The organism is Actinokineospora sp. NPDC004072 (assembly GCF_053604195.1).
Map to the genome: position 1 here is coordinate 177817 of NZ_JBSGHB010000005.1, position 20038 is coordinate 197854.

Consider the following 20038-nt stretch of genomic DNA (forward strand, 5'->3'; position numbering starts at 1 on the left):
CGGTGAGGATCTCAACTTCGATGCGGCGAAGAGCCGCAGGCTGCGGCAGCGCGGGCAGCACCGACCCCCTTGGGTCGGTAGGGAGCTCAACCTGGCCGTCTCCTCCCGCGGCGATGACACCCACCAAGGCAGCGTCGACTCGCTCAAGTCGGTGTGGATTCAATGTCGTCTCCAGCAGCCCGCTGCGCTGCCCGCGGAGGCCAGTGCGAGCTATCGAATGTCTGTGTCGGTGAGAGCGACATCGAACTGCGTGACAAGGTGGGGCATGGGTGGATCAAACGGGCTTGTTGCGTCGGCATTGGTTGGATGGCGAAGAAGGTGGCGGGATGACTAGACGGCAGGGCGAGGCTCGGTTTTGTGGTGTTGCTGAGGCTGCGAAGGTGTTGGGGGTTTCCAGGATGACCTTGTATCGGATGATCGAAGGTGGGGGATTTCCGGCGGTGAGGATGCGGTCTCGGATCTTGATTCCGTTGGTCGTGCTTGAGCGGTTGGAGAATGAGGCCATTCAGCGCTCGACGGTTGTCGATGCGGAGGAGGTCGGTTGTGTTGAGGATTCTCCGGTTGTTATGCCGCAGCCACGGTCGTGATCGGTGCGGCGTGAGGGGCTGATCGGATGGTGAGTTCGTATTCGTCGGCTTGGTTCGCGGGGATGCCGAGGTGTCGGAGTGAGTTGCGGAGGAGTTTGAGGAGGGCGTCGTAGTCGTTGGGGTTGACGTGGGCTCGGACGGTGCGGACGGTGGTGCCGCAGTGGATTGTTTCGGCGATCAGCCACTGCTTCGAGTCCGCTGGCTCGCTCTTCGCGGGGAGGGCGAGGAGGGCGGGAGGCGTCGGGCTGTTTGCGGGGTCGAGCGGTGGACTGCCAGCGGGTAGGGCGATGACGGTGGCTCGTTTGCCGCGGGAGGCGGAGACCAAGCCAGCCTCGGTGAGGACGGCGACCGCGCGATGGGCGGTGCCGACGGAAACGTTGAAGGTGGTGGCGAGTTCCTTGACGGTGGGCAGGGGTTGGCCGATGGGGAGGTCGCCGGTGGTGATGCGGTGGGTGAGGGCGTCGGCGACGGCGAGGTAGGGGCTGTCCTGGCCCCGGGTGTCGTGTGCCGGGCGCAGTAGGGCGGCTGGACGGGAGGGCATGGAGGCCATGAGGGTCATGGCCGCTCGTTGGTCGGCTTCGGAGATCCAGGCGGTGTAGACCTTGAGGGTGGTGGTTCCGCCGCCGGCATGGCCGAGGCGGCCTGCGACTGTGCGGATGTCGACGCCGCCGACGATGAGTTCGGTGGCGGAGTAGTGGCGGAGGGCTTTCAGGCTGGTCGTGATGCCGAGTCGTTTGGCCCAGCGGGCGTAGCGTTGGCTCACCGAGGGGGGTTTCATCGGGGTGCGGCCGTCGGGGGTGGCGGGGAACATGTAGCAGTCGTCGGTCAGGGTGCAGCCGATTGACGCTGCGGTGCGTCGGACGTGTTCGTGGTGGGTGAGCAGAACCGCGACGGTCTCGGGGTCAAGGGCGATCTTGCGGATCTGGTGGGTCTTGGTGTCGGTTTCCCAGAGGTGGTCGCCGTGGTGACCTAGCGATACCCGGATCTCGAGGGTCCACTGGCATTTCTGCTCTACGCAGTCGTGGTCGCCGTCGGTGGTGTGGCGGACCAGCAGTGAGCGCCAGCGCAGGGCGCAGAGTTCGCCGCGGCGGGCGCCGGTGGTCATGGCGAGCCAGATGAAGGGGCCGTAGCCGTGGCGCCAGGCTTCGTTGAGGAGTGCGGCCGCCTCGTCGACGGTGGGTGGTTTCGGTCGTGGCGGGGGTGGGGCGGGTTTACGGGCGGGGGTGACTGGGTTGTCGGTGATCCATTCCCAGACGACGGCGTTGGTGAAGGCGGCGTTGAGCAGGAAGTGGAGTTTGCGGATGGTGGCCGCGCCCAGCGGGCGGCAGGTGTGCGGCCTGCACTTGGTGGTGCACTTGTGGGCCCCGTCGGTCCGATGCTTCACGAACGGGGTGCCGTCGCAGTGGTCGCGGCAGCGGCGGAGTTCTACGTAGAACCATTCGAAGTCGTAGGCGCGCACGGCGTTGATGGAGCGTTTGCCGATCTTCGGGTCGATGTGCTTGGCGATGTAGCACTCGAGGGAGTGCTTGCTTCGGGGGTCGGGGTTGGTGAAGTCCAGGTGGGTGCGCAGCAGCTGGCTGATGGTGGCGTTGGTCTTGGGCTGGCGGTCCTGGACGACCAGGTCGACCAAGCGGGCGCGGGCTTGTTCGGCGCGGTCGGCGGCGTCGGGTCCGGCGGGAATAACCTCGTCGAGGTAGTGGTGCTTGCCGGTGAGGGCGTCGATCCCGGCGTAGACGCGCACGCGCAGGGAGCCGCTCTTGAGACGTTGGATGTACCCCTTCGGCTGCGGGCGCCTTCGGGTGGTCCGGGCTTCCGGCACACCGGAGGGGTAGCTCGCCACAGTGGCGGCGGGTGCCGATATGGCACGGGTCATGGCACGCGATCCCTTTCAAGATCGCTGGCAGAGACCCAGGTGGACCCGGCACTCAACGCAGAAAGCCGATCTGACCTGCGCATTCAGCGCCTGTCGAGATCGGCTTCTCGTGGTGTGCCCCCGGCAGGACACGCAGCAGATGGGAACAGCTCCGACCAGGGGTTTCTTGAGGGGACGTCTGGTCGTTGAGCACCGAGTATCGCTCGATCGGAGTAGCGGACAAGTCTCGGCCCAGCTCGTCGGTGACGACGAGTCGACGCCAGGGAGTCGCGCGTGATCTGGCGATCTCCTTTGCGTCGAGTCTGGTTCGCACGGTGGACACCCTGCGGCGGATCGCCCTGCGCGGCCTCCGAGATCACGTTCCGTACTAGTTCAGCTCGAACACGTCGTGCTGCACGACGTGTCCGGCCAGATCTGCCGTTGTAAAGGCGGCCCCGCCGGGTGCGTCACCACTGCGGCGGGGCCTTGACCCCCACCCTGTAAGGAGGGCGAGGACCCAATGAGCGACGCTACAGAAACCGGACGTCCGCAGGCGGCGGACTCGCCACCCGACCGTCGCGCAGCGCAGCGGTCGAGTAAACAAGCGGACGTCGTTCGTGCTGTCACCGTGATGATGGCAACTGTCGTCGGGCTGACCTTTCTTTTCGGCTTTGGCAACGTGCTCAACCTCGCCATTCGGCTTGGAGTGCCGGTCTGGGTCGCACCGCTCGTTGCACCTGCGGTCGATCTGTCGATCCTTGGTCTGCTGCTGGGTACTCGGCACCTGGCGCTCGCTGGGGCTTCCGTGGACGTATTGCGGCCGGCTCGTCGGCTCCTGATCTTCGCGAGTGTGGTCACGTTGGCGTTGAACGTGGCCGATCCGCTCGTCGCAGGCGAGTACGGAAAGGCTGCCTTCGACGCGGTCGGGCCGCTCCTCCTGATCGGCTGGGCTGAAGTGGGCCCCGGCTTTCTGCAGGCGATCGGTGAATGCAGTTCCTCCACAACCACGTGCGACGCGGTTACCCAACGGCAGCCGGAGACACTCGTGCGGGAGCGGCCGGAAGCTGGCCCTGTCGGTGGCGAAACCAGCTGGGACGAGGCAGACGGCCGGAGTAGGCCCCGCTTGACGCGGCAGAAGCGTTCGCCAGAGGTGCTCTTGCAGTTGGCACGAGAAGCGGACGCTGCGCATCGCGCCGCTCACCAGAAGCCGATTTCAGCAGACACGCTTCGTGTCCGGTTGGGCGTAGGTGCGGCACAGGCGCGGCGGCTGGTCAAGGCCGTGCGCTCCGAGTTTCAGGCGCGGACCGAAGGCGATCAGCAGCTGAGCAGCGTCTCGCGAGACGCCGAGCGGGTCGAACCTGTGGCCGCCTGATGCACCAGCTCGGGCATGCACGGTGAAGCCCATCGCGTCCTGCCGTTGGTCGCCGATCCGCCCGGCGTGGCCGTCCGCCGGGATGCGGAGCACGCCGTGATGGCTGGCCGCGTACGCCGCGTACAGGGTGCCGTCGGCCGGGACCACACCCACGTCGTGCACGTGCGCCAGCCCAGGATCGGAGTTGCTCGTCCACGGCGCATCCTCATGACGGCGCCGGTAGCTCTACGTCGACGCCGAAGCCCCACTGCCGACCGCGGATGCGCCCGGCGCTGACGTGCGCCGATCCTGATCGGGTTCGCTTTCCAAGATCCAGCACACGCCTGAACCGTCGTGCTCGGTCGGTTCCTCCCGCTCGGCGTGGGTCAGCAGGGTGTCCAGATGGGTTTCCAGGGTGACCAACTCGGCGATCTGAGCCCGCACCTGGTCCAGCCGGTCACGCAGTACCTGCCGGACATGGTTACACGGTGCTTCACCTTGGTCGTGGATAGTGAGGACCTGCCGGACTTCCCGCAGGGTCAGCCCGGCTGCCTGGGCACGGCGGATGAAGTGCAGGCGGTCGATGAATTCCGGGCCGTAGTCGCGGTAGCCGCTGGGTCGGCGGGTCGGCTCGGGCATGACGCCGGCCTGCTCGTAGAAGCGGATGGTCTTGGGGGTCGTGCCGCTGGCGGCGGCGAGTTCACCGATCTTCATCACACCTCCTTGACTTTCCATCGTACTGGAAGGTTGACGCTGGTGTGGAACCCGCAGGGCTGTGCGGGTGAACCGACCGGGAGGTACGAGGGTGAACCAGTCCCGCTACACCGTCCGCGGCATGACGTGCGGCCACTGCGCCGACTCGGTCACGCGGGAACTCACGTCGATCGCCGGCGTGCGGCAGGTCGAGGTGGATGTCGCGTCCGGCCGGGTCGGCGTGACCAGCGACGGCCCGCTCCCGGTCGAGGACGTGCGGGCCGCCGTGACCGAGGCCGGCTTCGAGCTGGTCGCATGAAGACCCCGGTCAAGCTGTCCGCCTACGGCCTGTCCCTCGCTGTCGTGTTCACCGGCGCGTGGGCGGTCGGAAGTGTGGTCGGTCCGGTCGACGTGAGCACGCCGACCGACGGTGGCAGTCATCACGCGGCGCAAGCCGACGGTCGTGGTGATGCCGCACCAACCACGAGCGTGACACCACCACGACCGATCGACCCGGCCCCGCCACCGCAGCAGCTGACGACCAGCGGTCCCGATGTGACAGCTACGCCGCCCACGTCGTCAGCACCGGCAGCGTCGCCGCCAGTCGTCGCACAGCAGCGGGCGCCCGCCCGGCCCCAAGGCCCGAGAGCGGTGCAGCCAGAGTCGATTGCGGTCCGCGAGCCTGCCGAGGAGCGGAGCACACCGCATTCCCACCGCATGGATGCCGGTAGCCGTCACGTCGGCCAGCGCAACGGCACCGACCACCGTCGACACGACCACCGGCCGGAACGGTCGGGAGAGGGGCACCGATGAGTTCGACCGTGCATGACACTGCCCACCCTGTGCCCGACGCGCGGCAGGTCGAGTTGGTGATTGGCGGGATGACCTGTGCATCCTGCGCGGCGCGGATCGAGCGGAAGCTGAACAAGCTCGATGGGGTGGCCGCCACGGTGAACTTCGCCACCGAGAAAGCGAAAATCGCCATCCCTGACGGACTGTCCACAGAGGACGTCATCAAGGTGGTGGCGGACACCGGCTACACCGCCACGCTGCCGAAGACCACTCCCCCGACCGAGGGGGAGGAGCCTGCGGGCGAGGAGGAGTACGACGAGCACACCCGTTCGCTGCGGCAGCGAATGCTGGTCTCGGTCGTGCTCGCGGTGCCGGTGATCGTGCTGGCGATGGTGCCGCCCTTGCAGTTCACCAACTGGCAGTGGCTTTCGCTCACCCTGGCCGCCCCGGTGGTGGTGTGGGGTGCCTGGCCGTTCCACCGGGCGACGTGGACGAACCTGCGGCACGGCGCAGCCACGATGGACACGTTGATCTCGGTCGGCGTGGCGGCGGCGTTCCTGTGGTCGCTGTACGCGCTGTTCCTCGGCGGCGCTGGCGTACCGGGGCTGCGGCACGGGTTCTCGCTGACGGTCGAGCGCGGGATGGCCGGGCAGAACATCTACCTAGAGGTCGCCACCGGGTTGACTGCGGCGATTCTGGCGGGCCGGTTCTTCGAGGCCCGCTCCAAGCGCCGCGCCGGAGCGGCGCTGCGGGCGCTGCTGGAGCTGGGCGCCAAGGACGTCGCCGTGCTGCGCGAAGGCCGGGAGGAGCGCATCCCGATCGAGGCGCTCGCGGTGGGCGACCGGTTCGTGGTGCGGCCCGGCGAGAAGATCGCCACCGACGGCGTGGTTGACGAGGGCAGCTCGGCGGTCGACGCGAGCATGCTCACCGGCGAGTCGGTCCCGGTGGAGGTCGGCCCCGGCGATGCGGTGGTCGGTGCCACGGTGAACGCCGGCGGCCGGCTGGTGGTGCGCGCGACCAGGGTGGGTTCGGACACCCAGCTGGCGCAGATGGCCAAGCTGGTCGAGGACGCGCAGAGCGGCAAGGCGGAGATCCAGCGGCTAGCCGACCGGGTCTCGGCGGTGTTCGTGCCGATCGTGATCGCCCTCGCGGTCGGCACCCTCGGGTTCTGGCTCGGTGCCGGTGCCGGGTCGGCGGCGGCGTTCAGCGCCGCAGTCGCCGTGTTGATCATCGCCTGCCCGTGTGGGCTGGGTTTGGCCACCCCGACCGCGTTGCTGGTCGGCACCGGCCGTGGCGCCCAGATGGGGATTCTGATCAAGGGGCCGGAGGTGCTGGAGTCCACCCGCCGGGTCGACACCGTGGTGCTGGACAAGACCGGCACCGTCACCAGCGGCAAGATGAGCCTCCTCCTCGTCCACGCCGCGCAGGGCGTGGACGAGGAGGAGGCGCTGCGGCTGGCCGGCGCGCTGGAGCACGCCTCCGAGCACCCGATCGCCAAAGCCATCGCCACCGGCGCCCAGGACCGCGTCGGCGACCTACCCACCGTCGAGGATTTCACCAACCTGGAAGGGCTCGGCGTCCAAGGCGTCGTCGAGGGACACGCGGTGCTGGTGGGCCGCGCCTCGCTGCTGGCCCAGTGGAGCATCCACTTGCCCGAGGACCTGAAGGTGGCCAAGAAGCAGGCCGAATCCCAGGGCCGCACCGCGGTCGCCGTCGCCTGGGACGGCGCCGCCCGCGCGGTGCTGGTGGTCGCCGACACCATCAAGCCCACCTCGGCCGAGGCCATCCGCGGGCTGCGGGCCCTGGGGCTGCGGCCGGTGCTGCTCACCGGCGACAACGACACCGCCGCCCGCGCGGTCGCCGCCGAGGTCGGCATCGACGAGGTGATCGCCGAGGTACTGCCCAAGGACAAGGTGGATGTCATCACGCGGCTGCAGGGCGAGGGCCGGGTGGTGGCGATGGTCGGCGACGGGGTCAACGACGCCGCCGCACTCGCCCAGGCCGACCTCGGGTTGGCCATGGGCACCGGCACCGACGTCGCCATCGAAGCCAGCGATCTCACCCTGGTCCGCGGTGACCTGCGGGCCGCGGTGGACGCCATCCGGCTGGCCCGGCGCACCCTGCGCACGATCAAGGGCAACCTGTTCTGGGCGTTCGCCTACAACGTCGCCGCGCTGCCGCTCGCGGCATTGGGGCTGCTCAACCCGCTGATCGCCGGGGCGGCGATGGCGTTCTCCAGCGTGTTCGTGGTGTCCAACAGCCTGCGGCTGCGCCGCTTCCGCAGTGCGGCACCACAGCAGGCGTGAACCCATCTACGGACCACACACGTAGTTGACTGTGTGACCCCGTACTCTATTCGCTCGTGACGGAAAGCGGCCGTCGAAGCCAAGCCGCGCGAGGACGCCTCGCGCGGCTTGTCGTCGCGCTGGCTGTGCTGGCTGGCCTGGGGCTCGCCGTCGGCCTGCAATGCACCGACGGCATGGCCACCGGGATGACCATGGCCATGCCCATGGCGCACGGTGCGAACTCCGCCGGCACCGTGCGGGACTGCGGTTCTTCGGCGGCGATGACCGCGAGCCATGTCTCCGAGCGCGTCGCTCCTGCCGAGACCAGCCAACTCACCGTGCCGTGCGCGGCGCCCGGCGCGGCCGGCGCCTTCATCCTCGTGGAGGGTGACGCGCCGGGCTCCGGCGGCTTGGGCGGGGTACTGGCAACCTGCCTGGCGTTCATCCTCGCCGTCGTGGCCGCCGTAGTGGCGCTGCGCCCAGGTCATGTCCGAAGCATTGTTCGGATGCTGCGACCTGTACGCGTCGTGGTGATCCGCGCGATCCGGCCGCGGTCGCCGAGCCTCGCGGAACTCTGCGTGCTGCGGACGTAGGAAGAGGTCTGCCCACATCACGGCCCGTCATGGGCCGCGGGCATTGCCGTGCGCTCCAGCTCTGGTGCCTGGAGTCGTTCGTCGACCCCACTTCCCACTTCTCCGCAGGAGGTTTTCGTGAATCTTGCCGCTGTCCTGGTCACCGGCCTGTTCGCCGGTGGCGTGTCCTGTGCCGCGGTGCAGGGTGGCCTGCTCACCGGGTTGATCACCCGGCAGAAGGCCGCAACCACTGAACCCGAGGCGCCGCCCCGCCGTACCAAAGGCCGCACCCGCCACGGCGGGACCACTACGGCCCCACGTGGGAAGCAGGCCATGGCGACCGCCGAGCGGCGCAGTTGGCGGGCCCAGCTCGGCGACGACCTCGCCCCGGTCGGCGGGTTCCTGGCCGGCAAGCTCGTCTCGCACACCCTGCTCGGCGCACTGCTTGGCGCGCTCGGCAGCGCGGTGGAACTGTCGGTCAGTGCACGCACGTGGCTACAGATCGGCGCCGGACTGCTGATCATCGTCTTCGGGCTGGCCCAGCTCGGGGTGCCGGGCTTCCGCGGCATCGTCATCGAACCGCCGATCTCCTGGATGAAGCTCGTCCGCAACCGCGCCCGCTCCCAAGCCGCGCTGGCCCCAGCGCTGCTCGGCCTGGCCACGATCCTCATCCCCTGCGGGGTGACGCTGTCGGTGGAGGCGCTCGCGCTGACCTCCGGGTCCGCTCTGGCCGGCGCGGCCACGATGGCGGTGTTCGTGCTCGGCACCGGCCCGCTGTTCGCGATCCTCGGCTACGCCGCCCGCAAGGCCGCCACCGCCTGGCGGGGCCGGCTGGCCGTGGTCACCGGGCTGGCCGTGCTGGCCATGGGCTTCTACACCCTCAACGGCGGTCTGGAACTCGCCGGATCACCCCTGGCTGCCAGCCGCATCGCCCAGACCGTCGGTTTCGCCGAAGCACCGGCCGACACCACCGTCGCATCCACTGTGGACGGACAGCAGACGGTGGTGATCACCGCGCGCACCGGCTCCTACAGCCCAGAGAACGTCCAAGTGAAATCCGGCGTGCCCACCACACTGGTGGTCAAGTCCGAGGGCGCGCAGGGCTGCGTGCGGTCCTTCATCATCCGCGACGAGCAGAAGATCCTGCCGGTCAACGGTGAAACCCGCGTCGATCTCGGTGTGCTCCAGCCTGGACGGCTGGACTACGCGTGCGGCATGGGCATGTACACCGGCGTGATCACCGTCGTCTGAACAGGACAGTCTGAACAGGAGCCCACCATGGCCACCACGACACTCGTCTTCCAGATCGAGGGCATGCACTGCGGCAGCTGCGCGCTGCTCATCGACGACACCCTCGAAGACCTGCCCGGCGTGCACAGTACGCAGACCACGATGAAACAAGGGCGCAGCACCGTCGAGCTGGATCCGAGCCAGAGCGGTCCCGAGGATGTGATCGCCGCGATCGAAGAGCTCGGCTACCGCGCCTCGCCACTGCCGTGAGCCGGTGGGCGCGCTGGGCGCTGGTGACGCTTGTGCTGTTGCTGGCCGGGGTGGTCGCGCTGTGGCCCCACACCGACGGCGCCAGGGACGACGGTGCCCCGCCCAGCGTGCCCACCCGGCCGGCACCCGACCTCGCCGCGCTCCGAGCCACTGCCGCGCTACGCCCCTGCCCGCGGCCCAACCCCGCAGCCTCGGCCCACGGGCCACTGGACGGCGTGACGGCCACCTGCCTGGGCGACGGCTCCACCGTCGATCTCGGCGCCGCGCTGGCCGGGCGGCCTGTGCTGATCAACGTGTGGGCCAGTTGGTGCCAGCCGTGCCGCGAGGAACTTCCCGTCCTGGAGGCGTACGCAACCGCGTCGGATGCGGTCACGGTGCTCGGCGTGCAGGTGCAGAGCGATCCCGCCGACGGCTTGGATCTACTGGCGAGTCTTGGCGTGCGTTTCCCCTCGGTGCACGACGGCGCCGGTGCCGTCGGCAAGGCACTGCAACTGCCGAAGTACCTGCCGGTCAGCTACGTGGTCCGACCCGACGGCACGGCTCACCGGGTCGACCCACCCACACCCTTCGCTTCGCCCGACCAGGTCAGGGCCGCCGTGCAGCGATACCTGGCAGGAGGACAACCCGGCCATGGCAACTGAGACACAGGACCGTTCGGTGAACCCCCCGGCAACGGATGAACCCGAGGATCTCGACAACGCATCTGGTCGGCGAAGCACCGGGGCCACGGTGCTCGTCGCCGCCGCGGCGGCGCTGGTGTTCCTGTTGGTCGGCGCCGCAGCCGGGATGTTGATCACACTGTCGACCATCGATCAGAACACACCGCCCGCAGCCGACTCGGTGGATGTCGGTTTCTCCCAGGACATGTCGGTGCACCACCTGCAAGCGGTGACGATGGCCGGCGTGGCGCGGGAACGCAGCACCGACCCGGCGATCAGAACGCTGGCCTTCGACATCGAGTCCACCCAGCAGGGCCAGGTCGGCATGATGGCCGGCTGGCTCACCCTGTGGAACCAGCCCACGCTGCCGACAGGGTCGTACATGGCCTGGATGACCAGCCCGGCAACCCACGGCCACAGCGATACAACGAGCGGGTCGAGTGCTGCGGTCCCAGGTGGCGGGGTCAAGCGCATGCCGGGTATGGCGACTCAGCAGGAGCTCGCGAAACTGAGGTCCTTGTCCGGTCGCGAGTTCGACGTGTACTTCCTGCAACTGGTGCTACGCCATCATGCGGGCGGGGCTCCGATGGCCCAGTACGCGGCCGAACGCGCCAGTCAGCCTGCGGTACGTGCGCTCGCGGGCAGCATCTTCACGTCACAGTCCGCGGAGATGGAGACGATCAAGGCGATGCTGGCCCAACGCGGTGCTGCGCCGCTGCCCTAGGAGTCCGTCGTTCGCCCCATGTGCAGGGCGATGACGAGGCCGAGGCCGAGCAGCACGGCGGCGCCGACGATCCACGGCCAGGCCGGTGATCCGTCGTCGTCCACAGTGGTGGCTTGCGGTGCTGGTGTACCTGTCGCCGCTTGGGGTGTCTGGCTCGGTGCGGTTGTGGTGGCGCCGGCTGGGGCGGTGAGTGTGAAGCGCACGGTTCCGCTGACCGGGTGGCCGTCGGCGGACAGGACGCGGTAGCCGAGCGTGTGCTGCCCGGCTGGCCCGGCCTGCCGCACCGGCACGGTCAGCACGGTGTTGTCGACCGCGGGCTGCCCGAGTGTCCACTGTGTACCGTCTAGTCCGGTCACCGTGACCGTGCTGAATCCCGCCTGGATGGGCTCGTTGAAGGTGAGCTGAAGCTGGCGCGGCGCAACGGGAAGCGACGCTCCCTCAGCTGGGCTGCTGCCGATCAGTTGGGTGTGCGCCCGCGCGGGGCCGGCGATTCCCAGCAAGGCCAGCGCAGTGAACAGTAGAACAGCCGGCAGGCGTCTCACGGTGAGGATCCTCCACGTCGACGGTGACGGTCAGATCGGGACGGTGAACCCGGAGATCGGGCCACGCAGCCACGCGATCACCTCGCCCCACAACCCGGTCACCAGCGCGACACCAATGGCGATCAGAAAGACCCCGCCCACCTGCTGGATACGCCGAATATGGCGGCGCAGCCAGCCCAAGGCGTTCACCGCCCACCGGGCACCGAGGGCCAGCAGCACGAACGGAAGGCCGAGGCCGAGGCAGTAGGCCGCGATCAGCAGCAGGCCACGCCAGGTGGTGGGGCCGACCTGGGTTCCGCTGGCCAGGGCGATGACCCCGGCCAGCGTGGGGCCGAGGCAGGGTGTCCAGCCCAGGCCGTAGACCGCGCCGAGCAGCGGTGCGCCCCACAGGCCGTCACGTGGCTTGTGCCGGAGCTTCATGCCGCGCTGCAGCACGGGCACCACGCCGAGGAAGACCAAGCCCATGGCGATGGTGACCACGCCGCCGATGCGTTGCAGCAGTTGCTCGTTGGCCAGCAGGGCGTCCGACAGGCCGAGCACGGCCATGGTCGTCGCGGCGAACACCACGGTGAACCCGAGCACGAACAGCAGCGCGGCTCCCGCGACCCGCCACTGCCCCTGCGTACGGCGTGTCACCACGCCGCTGTCGGCTGGGGTGACGGCGGGTGGCTCGGCGCCGACCAGGCCGGCCAGGTAGGCGAGGTAGCCGGGCACCAGCGGCAGGCAACATGGGGAGGCGAAGGACACCGTCCCTGCGGTGATCGCGAGCAGGGCGGCCAGCAGCAGCGGGCCAGAGATGGCCAGGTTGGTCAGATTCACGCGGATGGTCCTTCGGGCGTGGCCGGTTCGGCGGCGATGCGCTGCACGACGGGCAGCAGGTCGGTGTCGAGCAGGGCGGTGAGGAAGATCGCGGCCACCCGGTGCTGGCGGTCGAGCACGATCGTGGAGGGCACCACGCTGCGCGGATAGCCCTTCAGCGCCAGCAGGGACCGGCCGGGCGGGTCGTAGATCGACGGGTAGGTGACGCCGCGGTCGCGCACGAAGTCCTGGGGTGCGCTGCGCATCTCGTCGCGCACGTCGATGCCGAGGAACTGGATCCCGGTGTCCTTGGTCTGGTCGTACACGCGCTGCAAATGCGGCATCTCGGCCCGGCAAGGCCCGCACCACGAGCCCCAGATGTTGAGCACGACGACCTTGCCCGCGTAGTCCGACAGCCGGATCTGCCTGCCCGGTTCCAGCAGGTCCTCGCCGGACAGTTCCTGGATAGTGCCGCGGGTCTGGGGCGGGTCGTAGAAGATCCTGGTTTGGCCGCCTGGCGAGACGAACTCGAAACTCCCGCCCTGTGCGACGGCGTCGGTGCCCGTGCCGCACGCAGTCAGGGTCACCAGAGCGGTCACGGCCAGCGCCGCCCAGGAGCGAAACGGACGTCCCATGCCCACTCCTCCCACAACCGCTACTACGTATCTACGGCGTAGGTTAGTAGATCGCGGCGACCTGGTTGAAGGGGGTCGGGGTGACCACGGCGAAGCCTTGGCCTGCGGTGGGGCGCCAGGCGAGTTCGCCGCGGTAGAACTGGTGCAGGAACGGGATGCACTGGTGGTAGCAGAACACCGAGGACGTGGTGCCGACGATGCCGCGGGTGTCGGCGAACAGTGGGAGTTCGGTCAGCAGGTAGTGAACGGCGGTGCGCAGCTGGTCGGCCGTGGGCTCGCTGCCCGGCGGCAAGCGTTGGTCCAGCGCCCAGCGAGACGCCTCCAGGCAGGCCGCCCGGAAGCGGGGGTCGCGGTCGAACAGTCGCCGTGCCTCGCCGAGCAGCCGGCGGTACCGCCGGTTGGCATCCAGCTCCGACCACCCGAGGATCAAGCGATCCGGCTCGCTCACGCCGAGCTCGGTGAGCGCACGCACGATCTTGTTGCGCAGGTACTGCCCCTGGCGGCGAGCCTTGTGCGCGGCCCGCTCCCGTGGATACCCGAGCGCCTCCAAAGTGTAGGCCGCCGGTACATCCGGTACGAAGAAATGCACCGCACTGAACTCACCAAGACCCCATTGGGCCAGCTCGGTGATGCGTTCGGTGGTGAAGTAGCCGTTGAAGGGGCTGATCCCGAAACACACGTGCGTTCGGTGGGTCAAGGACTGCTTGCACTGGATCGACAGCGGCCGGGCATGGAAGGGCAACGTTGCACCTTTCGACGATCGAGGGATACGGCGTCGCCAAGGATGAACCTTCCAGTGTACTGGAAGGTCAAGCGCGTGGAGTGGTCGCGCGGTCACGTGACGTGCACTACTCGTCTACGTACCTGATGCGTAGATTGGTGGCATCGAACGGGCCTGTCGGAAGGGTCGAATCCATGCGTGACTTGTCGGCTTTCCAGCATCCACGGTTTGCCCGGATGTACGAGCGGATCAGCCGCGAGGCGGAACGGCGCGGTACCACGGGCCATCGGGATCGGGCGCTGGCTGGCCTGTCCGGGCGGGTGATCGAGATCGGCGCCGGCAACGGGCTGAACTTCGGTCACTACCCGGACACGGTGACCGAGGTGGTCGCGGTGGAGCCGGAGGACCGGCTGCGCGCCCTGGCGGAGCAGGCCGCCGAGCAGGCACCGGTGCCGGTGCGGGTCGTGGCCGGCCACGCCAACGCCCTGCCGGTCGAGGACAACAGTCTCGATGCCGCGGTCGCCTCGCTCGTGCTGTGCTCGGTGCCCGACGTCGGCGGAGCGCTCGCCGAGATCCGCCGCGTCCTGCGACCGGGCGGCGAGCTGCGCTTCTTCGAGCATGTGCGATCGGACAAGCCGTGGTGGGGCCTGCTGCAGGACGCGATCACACCGCTGTGGTCACGGGCGGGTGGTGGTTGCCACCCCAACCGGGACACGGCGGCAGCCATTCGCGCCGCTGGCTTCGAGATCGAGAGGCTGGACCGGTTCTCCTACGCCCCGTTGCGATTCGTCCCGCCGCATGCGCACATTCTGGGGCGTGCCCGCGTTCCGAGCGGAGATGGTCCGACCTCCTAGGGTGGACCGGACGGCGGCTCTGGCTCGACCGCTTTTCTCCTCGCTGAACGTCATGTCGCGTCAGCTTGCCATCGGGCCGCAGAAGGCCAAACCCGTTGCGGCGAGCAGTCCGGTGACGACGGGTCCGATGGCGATCACGGCCGCGACGACGCCCAGCAGCAGTCGCGCCCGAATGCGGTCCGCGAGGCGTGCGGGGGCGGCGAGGCGTTCGGCGCGGGCCAGCACGCCGATGCCGGTGGCGCCGAGCGCGCCGCTGGGAATGGAAGCGGCGCCGGAGAGAGCCAGCAGTGCCCGCAGGACAGTTCGGGAACCGTGGCTGCGGGCGGCGGCGTCGTCGGCGCACATCTCCAGCAACCGGGATACCTCGGCCACGCCGGTGGTGAACAGCTCGACCCTGGGCAGGATCGCAGCCAGCCCGCGGAGGGCGGCAAGGATCAGGTGGTGCCGTCCAGCCAAGTGGGCGCGCTCGTGGCACAGCACCGCGTCCAGGTGGCGCTGGTCGAGCGCGTCCAAAGCCGCGGTGGTGACCACGATGGTGTGCGGCCGTCCGGCCACGCAGTACGCGACGCGTTCGGAAGCGTCGAGCACCACCGCGTCCAGCCCATCGACCTGCCGTCCGGCGAGCCGGGCCATCCTCGCGTGCTCGAAGGTGCGGGCGCGGGCACGCACCAGTGACCGGGCCAGCCGCCAGATGAGCATGGCAACGGCACCGCCGGCGAGTCCGGCCAGCAGCAGGAGCCCGAGTTGCAGGACCAGGCCGGCGCGACCGGTGGCCACCGCGCCCAGCGCGTCGAAGCAGACGCCGATCACGGTCCGGCCGGGCTGGTTCCAGTCGCCGAGAAGCTCGGCGAGCAGGAACAGCGCGGCGATGACCCACGAGAGGGCCACGCTGCCGATCGCGGCCAGCCAGGCGGCCACCCCGAGGCGCGGGGCGATCCCGGCATGGGTCATCCGGGTCAGCAGGCGCGGCCCGAGCGCCGCGACGACAAGGCTGTAGAGCAACAGGCAGGACGCGACGCTCATCCCGCCTCCCCGGCCGGGTCGGTCGTGGTCGCCAGCCGGCGCAGGGCGGCGCGTTCGTCGTCGGTCATCTGCTCCAGGAAGTGGGTCAGCACCAGATCGGACTTCCCCCCGGCATCCAGTGCGTTACGCATCAGCCGGGCGCTGTACTCCTCGCGGGTGAGCCGGGGCCAGTACAGGTACGCCTTGCCCCGGCGTTTGCGGGCCAGCCAGTCCTTACGGTGCAGGTTGTCCATCGTGGACATCACGGTGGTGTAGGCGATCTCCCGCTGCTGCTGCAGTTCCTCGAACACCTCGCGCACGGTGGTCTCGCCGTCACGATTCCAGAGGCAGTCCATGACGACCGCCTCCAGCTCCCCGAATCCGCGCACACATCCTCCCGGTGCTCACCCGCCGCATCCAGGGTACTTCCCGACCCCGGACTGCCTATCCGCCCTGGTCACGAACCCTCCGGCGGGAGGGAACAGCGACCTCACACTCGCCAGCTACTATCTACGTACGGAGACCGTAGATGATACTCGATGCTCGTCTGGAGGTGCCGTGGGTGAGCTGCTGTTCGGCACGACGCTGCTCGCGTCGTTCCTCGGTGGCGTGGTGGCCCTGCTGGCGCCGTGCTGCGTGTCGGTGATGCTGCCCGCCTACCTGTCCACCGGGTTCCGGCACCGCGGCGGCGTGGTGCCTGCGACGCTGGTGTTCGGGGCCGGGGTGGCGACGGTGATCCTGCCGATCGGGCTGGGCGCCACGTTCCTGAGCAGTCTGCTGATCACCCAGCACTTGTGGATCTTCTCCGTCGGCGGTGCGCTGATGATCGCCGCCGGGGTCGCGACTCTGGCGGGGTGGAAGCCGAATCTGCCGATGCCCGGTGCGCGGACGGTCAAGGAGGGCAGCTTCGGCTCGGCCTACGTGCTGGGTGCGTTCTCCGGCGCGGCCAGTGCGTGTTGTGCGCCGGTGCTGGCCGGGGTCGCGGTGCTGTCCGGCGCCGCCGCGTCGTTCCCGGCGGCCCTGGCCATCGGGGCGTCCTACGTCGCCGGGATGGTGACGCCGCTCGCTGTGGTCGCCCTGGCTTGGGACCGCCGCCGCGAACGCGCCACGCGGCTGCTCGTCGACCGCACGGTGCGGCTGCGGCTCGGTCGCTGGCAGCGGCGGCTGGCGCTGGGCAGCGCGGTCAGCGGCGTGTTGATGATCGCCATGGGTGTGCTCGCGGTGGTGCTGGCGTTCACCGGCCCTGGCATGCCCAGCGGTGGGTGGCAGACCGATCTGTCCGCCTGGCTGCAGCACATCTCCAGCCTCGCCGTGAACGCCCTGTCCTGGCTACCGGGCTGGGTGCTGCTCGGCGTCCTCGCCGCGGGGCTCGCCCTGCTGCTGCGCCGCGCCCTGCGTACCCGCAACGGCACCAGCACGGTGACCGCACTACCGGCCGACACGAGTGAACCGGCACCGATCCCCGCACCCGCCGAGGAGGACCGACGTGACCAAGACCAGCAGTAAGAGCGAGAAGCGATCCCCGGAGAGCAAACGTGCCCGTCAGATCCGCACGCGGCAACGGCAGCAGGCCGCGCGGTCGGTGCGCGAGGCGCGCCCTGACACGTCCCGCCGTCCGGTGTGGATCACCCTCGGGGTGCTGGTGGCCGTCATCGCCGTCACCGTGCTGTACCTGATTTATCAAGGCTCCCAAGGCAAGCAGAACACCGCCACGGGTGGCGACAGCGGGTTCAAGCACGTGGCCGGCCAGCCCGGCATCGGAGCCACCGCGCCCGCGTTCACCCTGGCCTCCACCAGCGGCGGCCAGGTCAGCCTCAGTGACTTCCGTGGCAAGAGCGTGCTGTTGTACTTCCAGGAGGGCTTGATGTGCCAGCCCTGCTGGGACCAGATCACCGACCTGGAACGCAACCAGCCGGCACTGAAAGCGGCCGGTGTGGACGCGGTCGTGTCCATCACCTCCGACCCCGTCGATCTGGTCACCCAGAAACTCGCCGATATGAAGCTGTCCACCCCGACACTGTCCGACCCGAACCTGAAGGTCATCCGCGCCTACGACGCCAACAAGTACGGCATGATGGGCGAGTCCAAGGCCGGGCACAGCTTCATCCTGGTCGGCCCGGACGGAAGCATCCGCTGGCGCGCGGACTATGGCGGCGCCCCGGACTACACGATGTACCTGCCCACGCAGAAGATGCTCGCCGACCTCGCCGCGGAACGGAAGCCGTGAGCGAGCTTACGAGCGAACCATCGGCGCTGAGCGAGCAGATTCAAATCACCCTGCTCACCCAAACCTCCTGCGGGTTCTGCGACCAGGCCAAGCAGGTCCTGAACCGGCTGACGAGTGAATACCCGTTGCAGGTCACCGAAATTGACTTGTCCAGCGACGAAGGCCAACGCCTGGCGGCGTCGGCGGGCGTGATGTTCCCGCCCGGCGTGCTCATCGACGGCGAACCATTCTCGTTCGGACGGCTGTCCGAACGCAAACTCCGCCGCCGCCTCGATCAACACCGGCAACACACGTGACCACTGCCGTCCGCGTTCTCGGCCGCAGCACCGTGCTGGTGCTCCTGCTGCTCGGAATCGCGGTGGGCACAGCGGCACCGGCCAGCGCCCATCCCACGCTGCTGTTCACCGAACCCGCCACGGACACCGCGGTCCCCGACTCGCCGCCCGTGATCACCCTGGTGTTCAACGAGGCCGTCACCATCGGCCCGCGCGCCATCACGGTGCTCGACGGCGACGGCCGAGCCGTGCCCGTCGGTGACGCGACGACCGCGCGGGACGGGCACGTCGTCACCGCGCGGCCCGCCGGCACCCTCGCGCCGGGCACGTACGTGGTGCGGTGGCAGGTGACCGGCTCCGATGGTGACCAGGTGGAGGAGGAGTTCCGGTTCGCTGTCGGCACCGCGATCTCCGGCGCCGGTACCAGCAGCGGCCCGGTCATCTCCTGGGCCGAGGCGGTGCTGCGCTGGCTGCTGTTCGCCGGTCTGGCCGTGGCATTGGGCGGGGTGATTGGCGAGCGATTCACCGCCTCGGCGCGGGTGGAGAATCCGCGGCTGCCCGCAGTGCGGTCGTGGGTCGTGCCCGCCACGGTCCTGGGCCTGACCGGGGTCTTGGGGTTGGGTGCGGTGCTGGTCGCCGACACCGGTACCGCGAGCACGCTGTGGCAGGGCCGAGTCGGTCAGCTCCTGCTCACCGAGGCGATCGGTCTGGCTGTGGCGCTCGTACCCGCAGCCGTCCGACATGGACGCTGGCGGACGTGGGCGATGCTGCCGTTGACAGCGGTGCTCATCGCGGAGGGCCTGCGGTCGCATGCCAACGTCGCCGCACCCGACTGGGGTGCGCTGCTGACCGGCGTGCACCTGGCGGCCGTGGCGGTATGGGTCGGGGCGCTGCTGCAGGTGGTGCGCGCCGCAGTGGCGTGGCGGGCGCAGCGTCCGGCGGTGCGCTGGGTGCTGACCGGGTACGTACGGCTGGCGCTCGGGGTGTTCGTGGTCGTGGTCGCCACCGGCACGGTGACCGCACTCCTGCTGGTCCCGCTACCGGCCGTGCTCACCACGACCTACGGGCGAGTCCTGCTGATCAAGCTCGCCCTGGTCGCGGTGGCGGCCGGGCTGGCGTTGTCCGCGCGGTTGGCGCTGCGGCATCGGGAGCGCGTCGACCGGGTGTGCAGGCTGGCTCGCGTCGAGAGCACCGTGTTGGTCGGGGTCCTGGCCATCAGCGCCGTGCTGGTGTCCACCCCGCCCGCCGACAGCCAGCAGCCCGGCCCACCGCCACCACGCGGTCCGGTGGTGCCGCTCGGGACACTGGCCGGCCAGATCGGCGTGAGCGCGCAGGCCAGCGACGGCCAGGTGGTGGTCCGGCTGACCACGCCGCGCCGCGGCGACTACTACGCGCCCCAGCCCACCCAGGACTACACGCTGTCCGGCCAGCTCACCGCTGGACCCGAGTCGCGCGCCGTGAAATTCCGCGGATGCGGCGAGGACTGCTTCTTCTCCACGATGGACTGGCACGACGGGGACAACGTGCTGACCCTGCGGGCCGAGGCATCGAGTTGGCCGGGCGGCACGGTGAGCCTGCTCGTTCCGTGGCCGCCGCAGCCCGGCGCCGAGGACCTCGCCCGTGCCGCCGCCGCGCTGCGCGCCGTCGACCGTGTCACCGTGTATGAGGCGGTCACCAGCGACACCAGCACCGCCCTTTCCGCTCCCCAGCAGCTGGACCTGTCCGGCCAGTTCTTCGTGTCCCAGGAACCCTATGCGGCGGGCACCGCGCCGATCGCGGTGCGCATCTCTCATCCCGGCCAGCCGGTCCGGCTCGCCCTCGGCTATCCCGCCGCCGCCACCAACGTCCACCTCACACTGGACGCGCGGGGACGGATCAGCGAGGAGACGCTCACCGACGACACCCACCTCGTGCACCGCCGGTTCGTCTACCCCGACCACGACTGAGCCCTCCCTGACTGGGATCGCCG

22 protein-coding genes are annotated in these 20038 nt (G+C 69.5%); 14 read left to right on the forward strand and 8 right to left on the reverse strand.

What is annotated here, in order from left to right; translation table 11 throughout:
• Window positions 1–326: 326 nt before the first annotated feature.
• A complete protein-coding gene (locus tag ACWEPX_RS09725) occupies window positions 327–587 on the forward strand; it encodes a helix-turn-helix domain-containing protein (protein ID WP_451896884.1) in 261 nt (86 codons plus the stop codon).
• Here ACWEPX_RS09725 and ACWEPX_RS09730 read toward each other — a convergent pair.
• A complete protein-coding gene (locus ACWEPX_RS09730; protein ID WP_451896694.1) occupies window positions 565–2406 on the reverse strand; it encodes a GntR family transcriptional regulator in 1842 nt (613 codons plus the stop codon). The genes ACWEPX_RS09725 and ACWEPX_RS09730 overlap by 23 nt on opposite strands.
• 664 nt (window positions 2407–3070) lie before the next feature.
• Here ACWEPX_RS09730 and ACWEPX_RS09735 point away from each other — a divergent pair.
• On the forward strand, window positions 3071–3811 hold the full coding sequence (locus tag ACWEPX_RS09735; RefSeq protein WP_451896885.1) for a hypothetical protein: 741 nt from the start codon (window positions 3071–3073) through the stop codon (window positions 3809–3811).
• Between the two features lie 225 nt (window positions 3812–4036).
• On the opposite strand, the gene ACWEPX_RS09740 is transcribed toward ACWEPX_RS09735, so the two are convergent.
• Window positions 4037–4504 carry a heavy metal-responsive transcriptional regulator gene (locus tag ACWEPX_RS09740; RefSeq protein WP_451896695.1) on the reverse strand — a complete coding sequence of 156 codons (468 nt, stop codon included), beginning with the start codon at window positions 4502–4504 and terminating at the stop codon, window positions 4037–4039.
• 91 nt (window positions 4505–4595) lie between these two features.
• Between ACWEPX_RS09740 and ACWEPX_RS09745 the strand changes: the two genes are divergently transcribed.
• From ACWEPX_RS09745 to ACWEPX_RS09775, 7 genes are all read left to right on the forward strand, one after another.
• Entirely contained in the window at window positions 4596–4802 is a 207-nt protein-coding gene (locus ACWEPX_RS09745; RefSeq protein WP_451896696.1) for a heavy-metal-associated domain-containing protein, read from the forward strand.
• A gap of 490 nt (window positions 4803–5292) precedes the next feature.
• Window positions 5293–7581, forward strand: coding sequence for a heavy metal translocating P-type ATPase (locus ACWEPX_RS09750; protein WP_451896697.1), 2289 nt, complete (start codon window positions 5293–5295; stop codon window positions 7579–7581).
• Between the two features lie 56 nt (window positions 7582–7637).
• Window positions 7638–8153 (forward strand): hypothetical protein, encoded by a 516-nt coding sequence (locus tag ACWEPX_RS09755; protein WP_451896698.1) that lies wholly within the window; start codon window positions 7638–7640, stop codon window positions 8151–8153.
• Window positions 8154–8201: 48 nt separating this feature from the next.
• The gene (locus tag ACWEPX_RS09760; RefSeq protein WP_451896699.1) at window positions 8202–9383 is read left to right on the forward strand and encodes an urease accessory protein UreH domain-containing protein; all 1182 of its coding nucleotides are present in this window, start codon (window positions 8202–8204) and stop codon (window positions 9381–9383) included.
• Between the two features lie 27 nt (window positions 9384–9410).
• The gene (locus ACWEPX_RS09765) at window positions 9411–9632 is read left to right on the forward strand and encodes a heavy-metal-associated domain-containing protein (protein WP_451896700.1); all 222 of its coding nucleotides are present in this window, start codon (window positions 9411–9413) and stop codon (window positions 9630–9632) included.
• 23 nt (window positions 9633–9655) lie between these two features.
• On the forward strand, window positions 9656–10273 hold the full coding sequence (locus tag ACWEPX_RS09770) for a TlpA family protein disulfide reductase (RefSeq protein WP_451896701.1): 618 nt from the start codon (window positions 9656–9658) through the stop codon (window positions 10271–10273).
• Complete coding sequence (locus ACWEPX_RS09775) at window positions 10263–11015, forward strand: DUF305 domain-containing protein (protein ID WP_451896702.1); 753 nt, start codon at window positions 10263–10265, stop codon at window positions 11013–11015. The genes ACWEPX_RS09770 and ACWEPX_RS09775 overlap by 11 nt, the downstream gene beginning before the upstream one ends.
• On the opposite strand, the gene ACWEPX_RS09780 is transcribed toward ACWEPX_RS09775, so the two are convergent.
• Genes ACWEPX_RS09780 through ACWEPX_RS09795 form a run of 4 tightly spaced genes read right to left on the reverse strand, consistent with a single transcriptional unit; the run spans window position 11012 to window position 13732 of the window.
• Window positions 11012–11557, reverse strand: a complete 546-nt coding sequence (locus tag ACWEPX_RS09780) for a copper resistance CopC family protein (RefSeq protein WP_451896703.1) — start codon at window positions 11555–11557, stop codon at window positions 11012–11014. The two genes, ACWEPX_RS09775 and ACWEPX_RS09780, sit on opposite strands and share 4 nt — an antisense overlap.
• 30 nt (window positions 11558–11587) lie before the next feature.
• Window positions 11588–12376, reverse strand: a complete 789-nt coding sequence (locus ACWEPX_RS09785; RefSeq protein WP_451896704.1) for a cytochrome c biogenesis CcdA family protein — start codon at window positions 12374–12376, stop codon at window positions 11588–11590.
• Window positions 12373–12990 (reverse strand): TlpA disulfide reductase family protein, encoded by a 618-nt coding sequence (locus ACWEPX_RS09790; RefSeq protein ID WP_451896705.1) that lies wholly within the window; start codon window positions 12988–12990, stop codon window positions 12373–12375. The genes ACWEPX_RS09785 and ACWEPX_RS09790 overlap by 4 nt, the downstream gene beginning before the upstream one ends.
• Window positions 12991–13033: 43 nt before the next feature.
• Window positions 13034–13732 carry a tRNA-dependent cyclodipeptide synthase gene (locus ACWEPX_RS09795; protein ID WP_451896706.1) on the reverse strand — a complete coding sequence of 233 codons (699 nt, stop codon included), beginning with the start codon at window positions 13730–13732 and terminating at the stop codon, window positions 13034–13036.
• A 215-nt stretch (window positions 13733–13947) separates the two neighbouring features.
• Between ACWEPX_RS09795 and ACWEPX_RS09800 the strand changes: the two genes are divergently transcribed.
• A complete protein-coding gene (locus ACWEPX_RS09800) occupies window positions 13948–14565 on the forward strand; it encodes a class I SAM-dependent methyltransferase (RefSeq protein WP_451896707.1) in 618 nt (205 codons plus the stop codon).
• A gap of 60 nt (window positions 14566–14625) precedes the next feature.
• Here ACWEPX_RS09800 and ACWEPX_RS09805 read toward each other — a convergent pair whose 3' ends face one another.
• Window positions 14626–15588: a M56 family metallopeptidase gene (locus ACWEPX_RS09805; RefSeq protein WP_451896708.1), complete on the reverse strand. Its 963-nt coding sequence runs from the start codon at window positions 15586–15588 to the stop codon at window positions 14626–14628.
• Entirely contained in the window at window positions 15585–15956 is a 372-nt protein-coding gene (locus ACWEPX_RS09810; protein ID WP_451896709.1) for a BlaI/MecI/CopY family transcriptional regulator, read from the reverse strand. Before ACWEPX_RS09810 ends, ACWEPX_RS09805 begins: the two co-directional genes overlap by 4 nt.
• Before the next feature lie 169 nt (window positions 15957–16125).
• Between ACWEPX_RS09810 and ACWEPX_RS09815 the strand changes: the two genes are divergently transcribed.
• Genes ACWEPX_RS09815 through ACWEPX_RS09830 form a run of 4 tightly spaced genes read left to right on the forward strand, consistent with a single transcriptional unit; the run spans window position 16126 to window position 20015 of the window.
• Complete coding sequence (locus ACWEPX_RS09815) at window positions 16126–17073, forward strand: cytochrome c biogenesis CcdA family protein (protein ID WP_451896710.1); 948 nt, start codon at window positions 16126–16128, stop codon at window positions 17071–17073.
• Complete coding sequence (locus ACWEPX_RS09820) at window positions 17054–17794, forward strand: peroxiredoxin family protein (protein WP_451896711.1); 741 nt, start codon at window positions 17054–17056, stop codon at window positions 17792–17794. Before ACWEPX_RS09815 ends, ACWEPX_RS09820 begins: the two co-directional genes overlap by 20 nt.
• Complete coding sequence (locus ACWEPX_RS09825) at window positions 17791–18090, forward strand: glutaredoxin family protein (RefSeq protein WP_451896712.1); 300 nt, start codon at window positions 17791–17793, stop codon at window positions 18088–18090. Before ACWEPX_RS09820 ends, ACWEPX_RS09825 begins: the two co-directional genes overlap by 4 nt.
• Window positions 18087–20015 (forward strand): copper resistance CopC/CopD family protein, encoded by a 1929-nt coding sequence (locus tag ACWEPX_RS09830; protein WP_451896713.1) that lies wholly within the window; start codon window positions 18087–18089, stop codon window positions 20013–20015. Before ACWEPX_RS09825 ends, ACWEPX_RS09830 begins: the two co-directional genes overlap by 4 nt.
• Window positions 20016–20038: the final 23 nt, after the last annotated feature.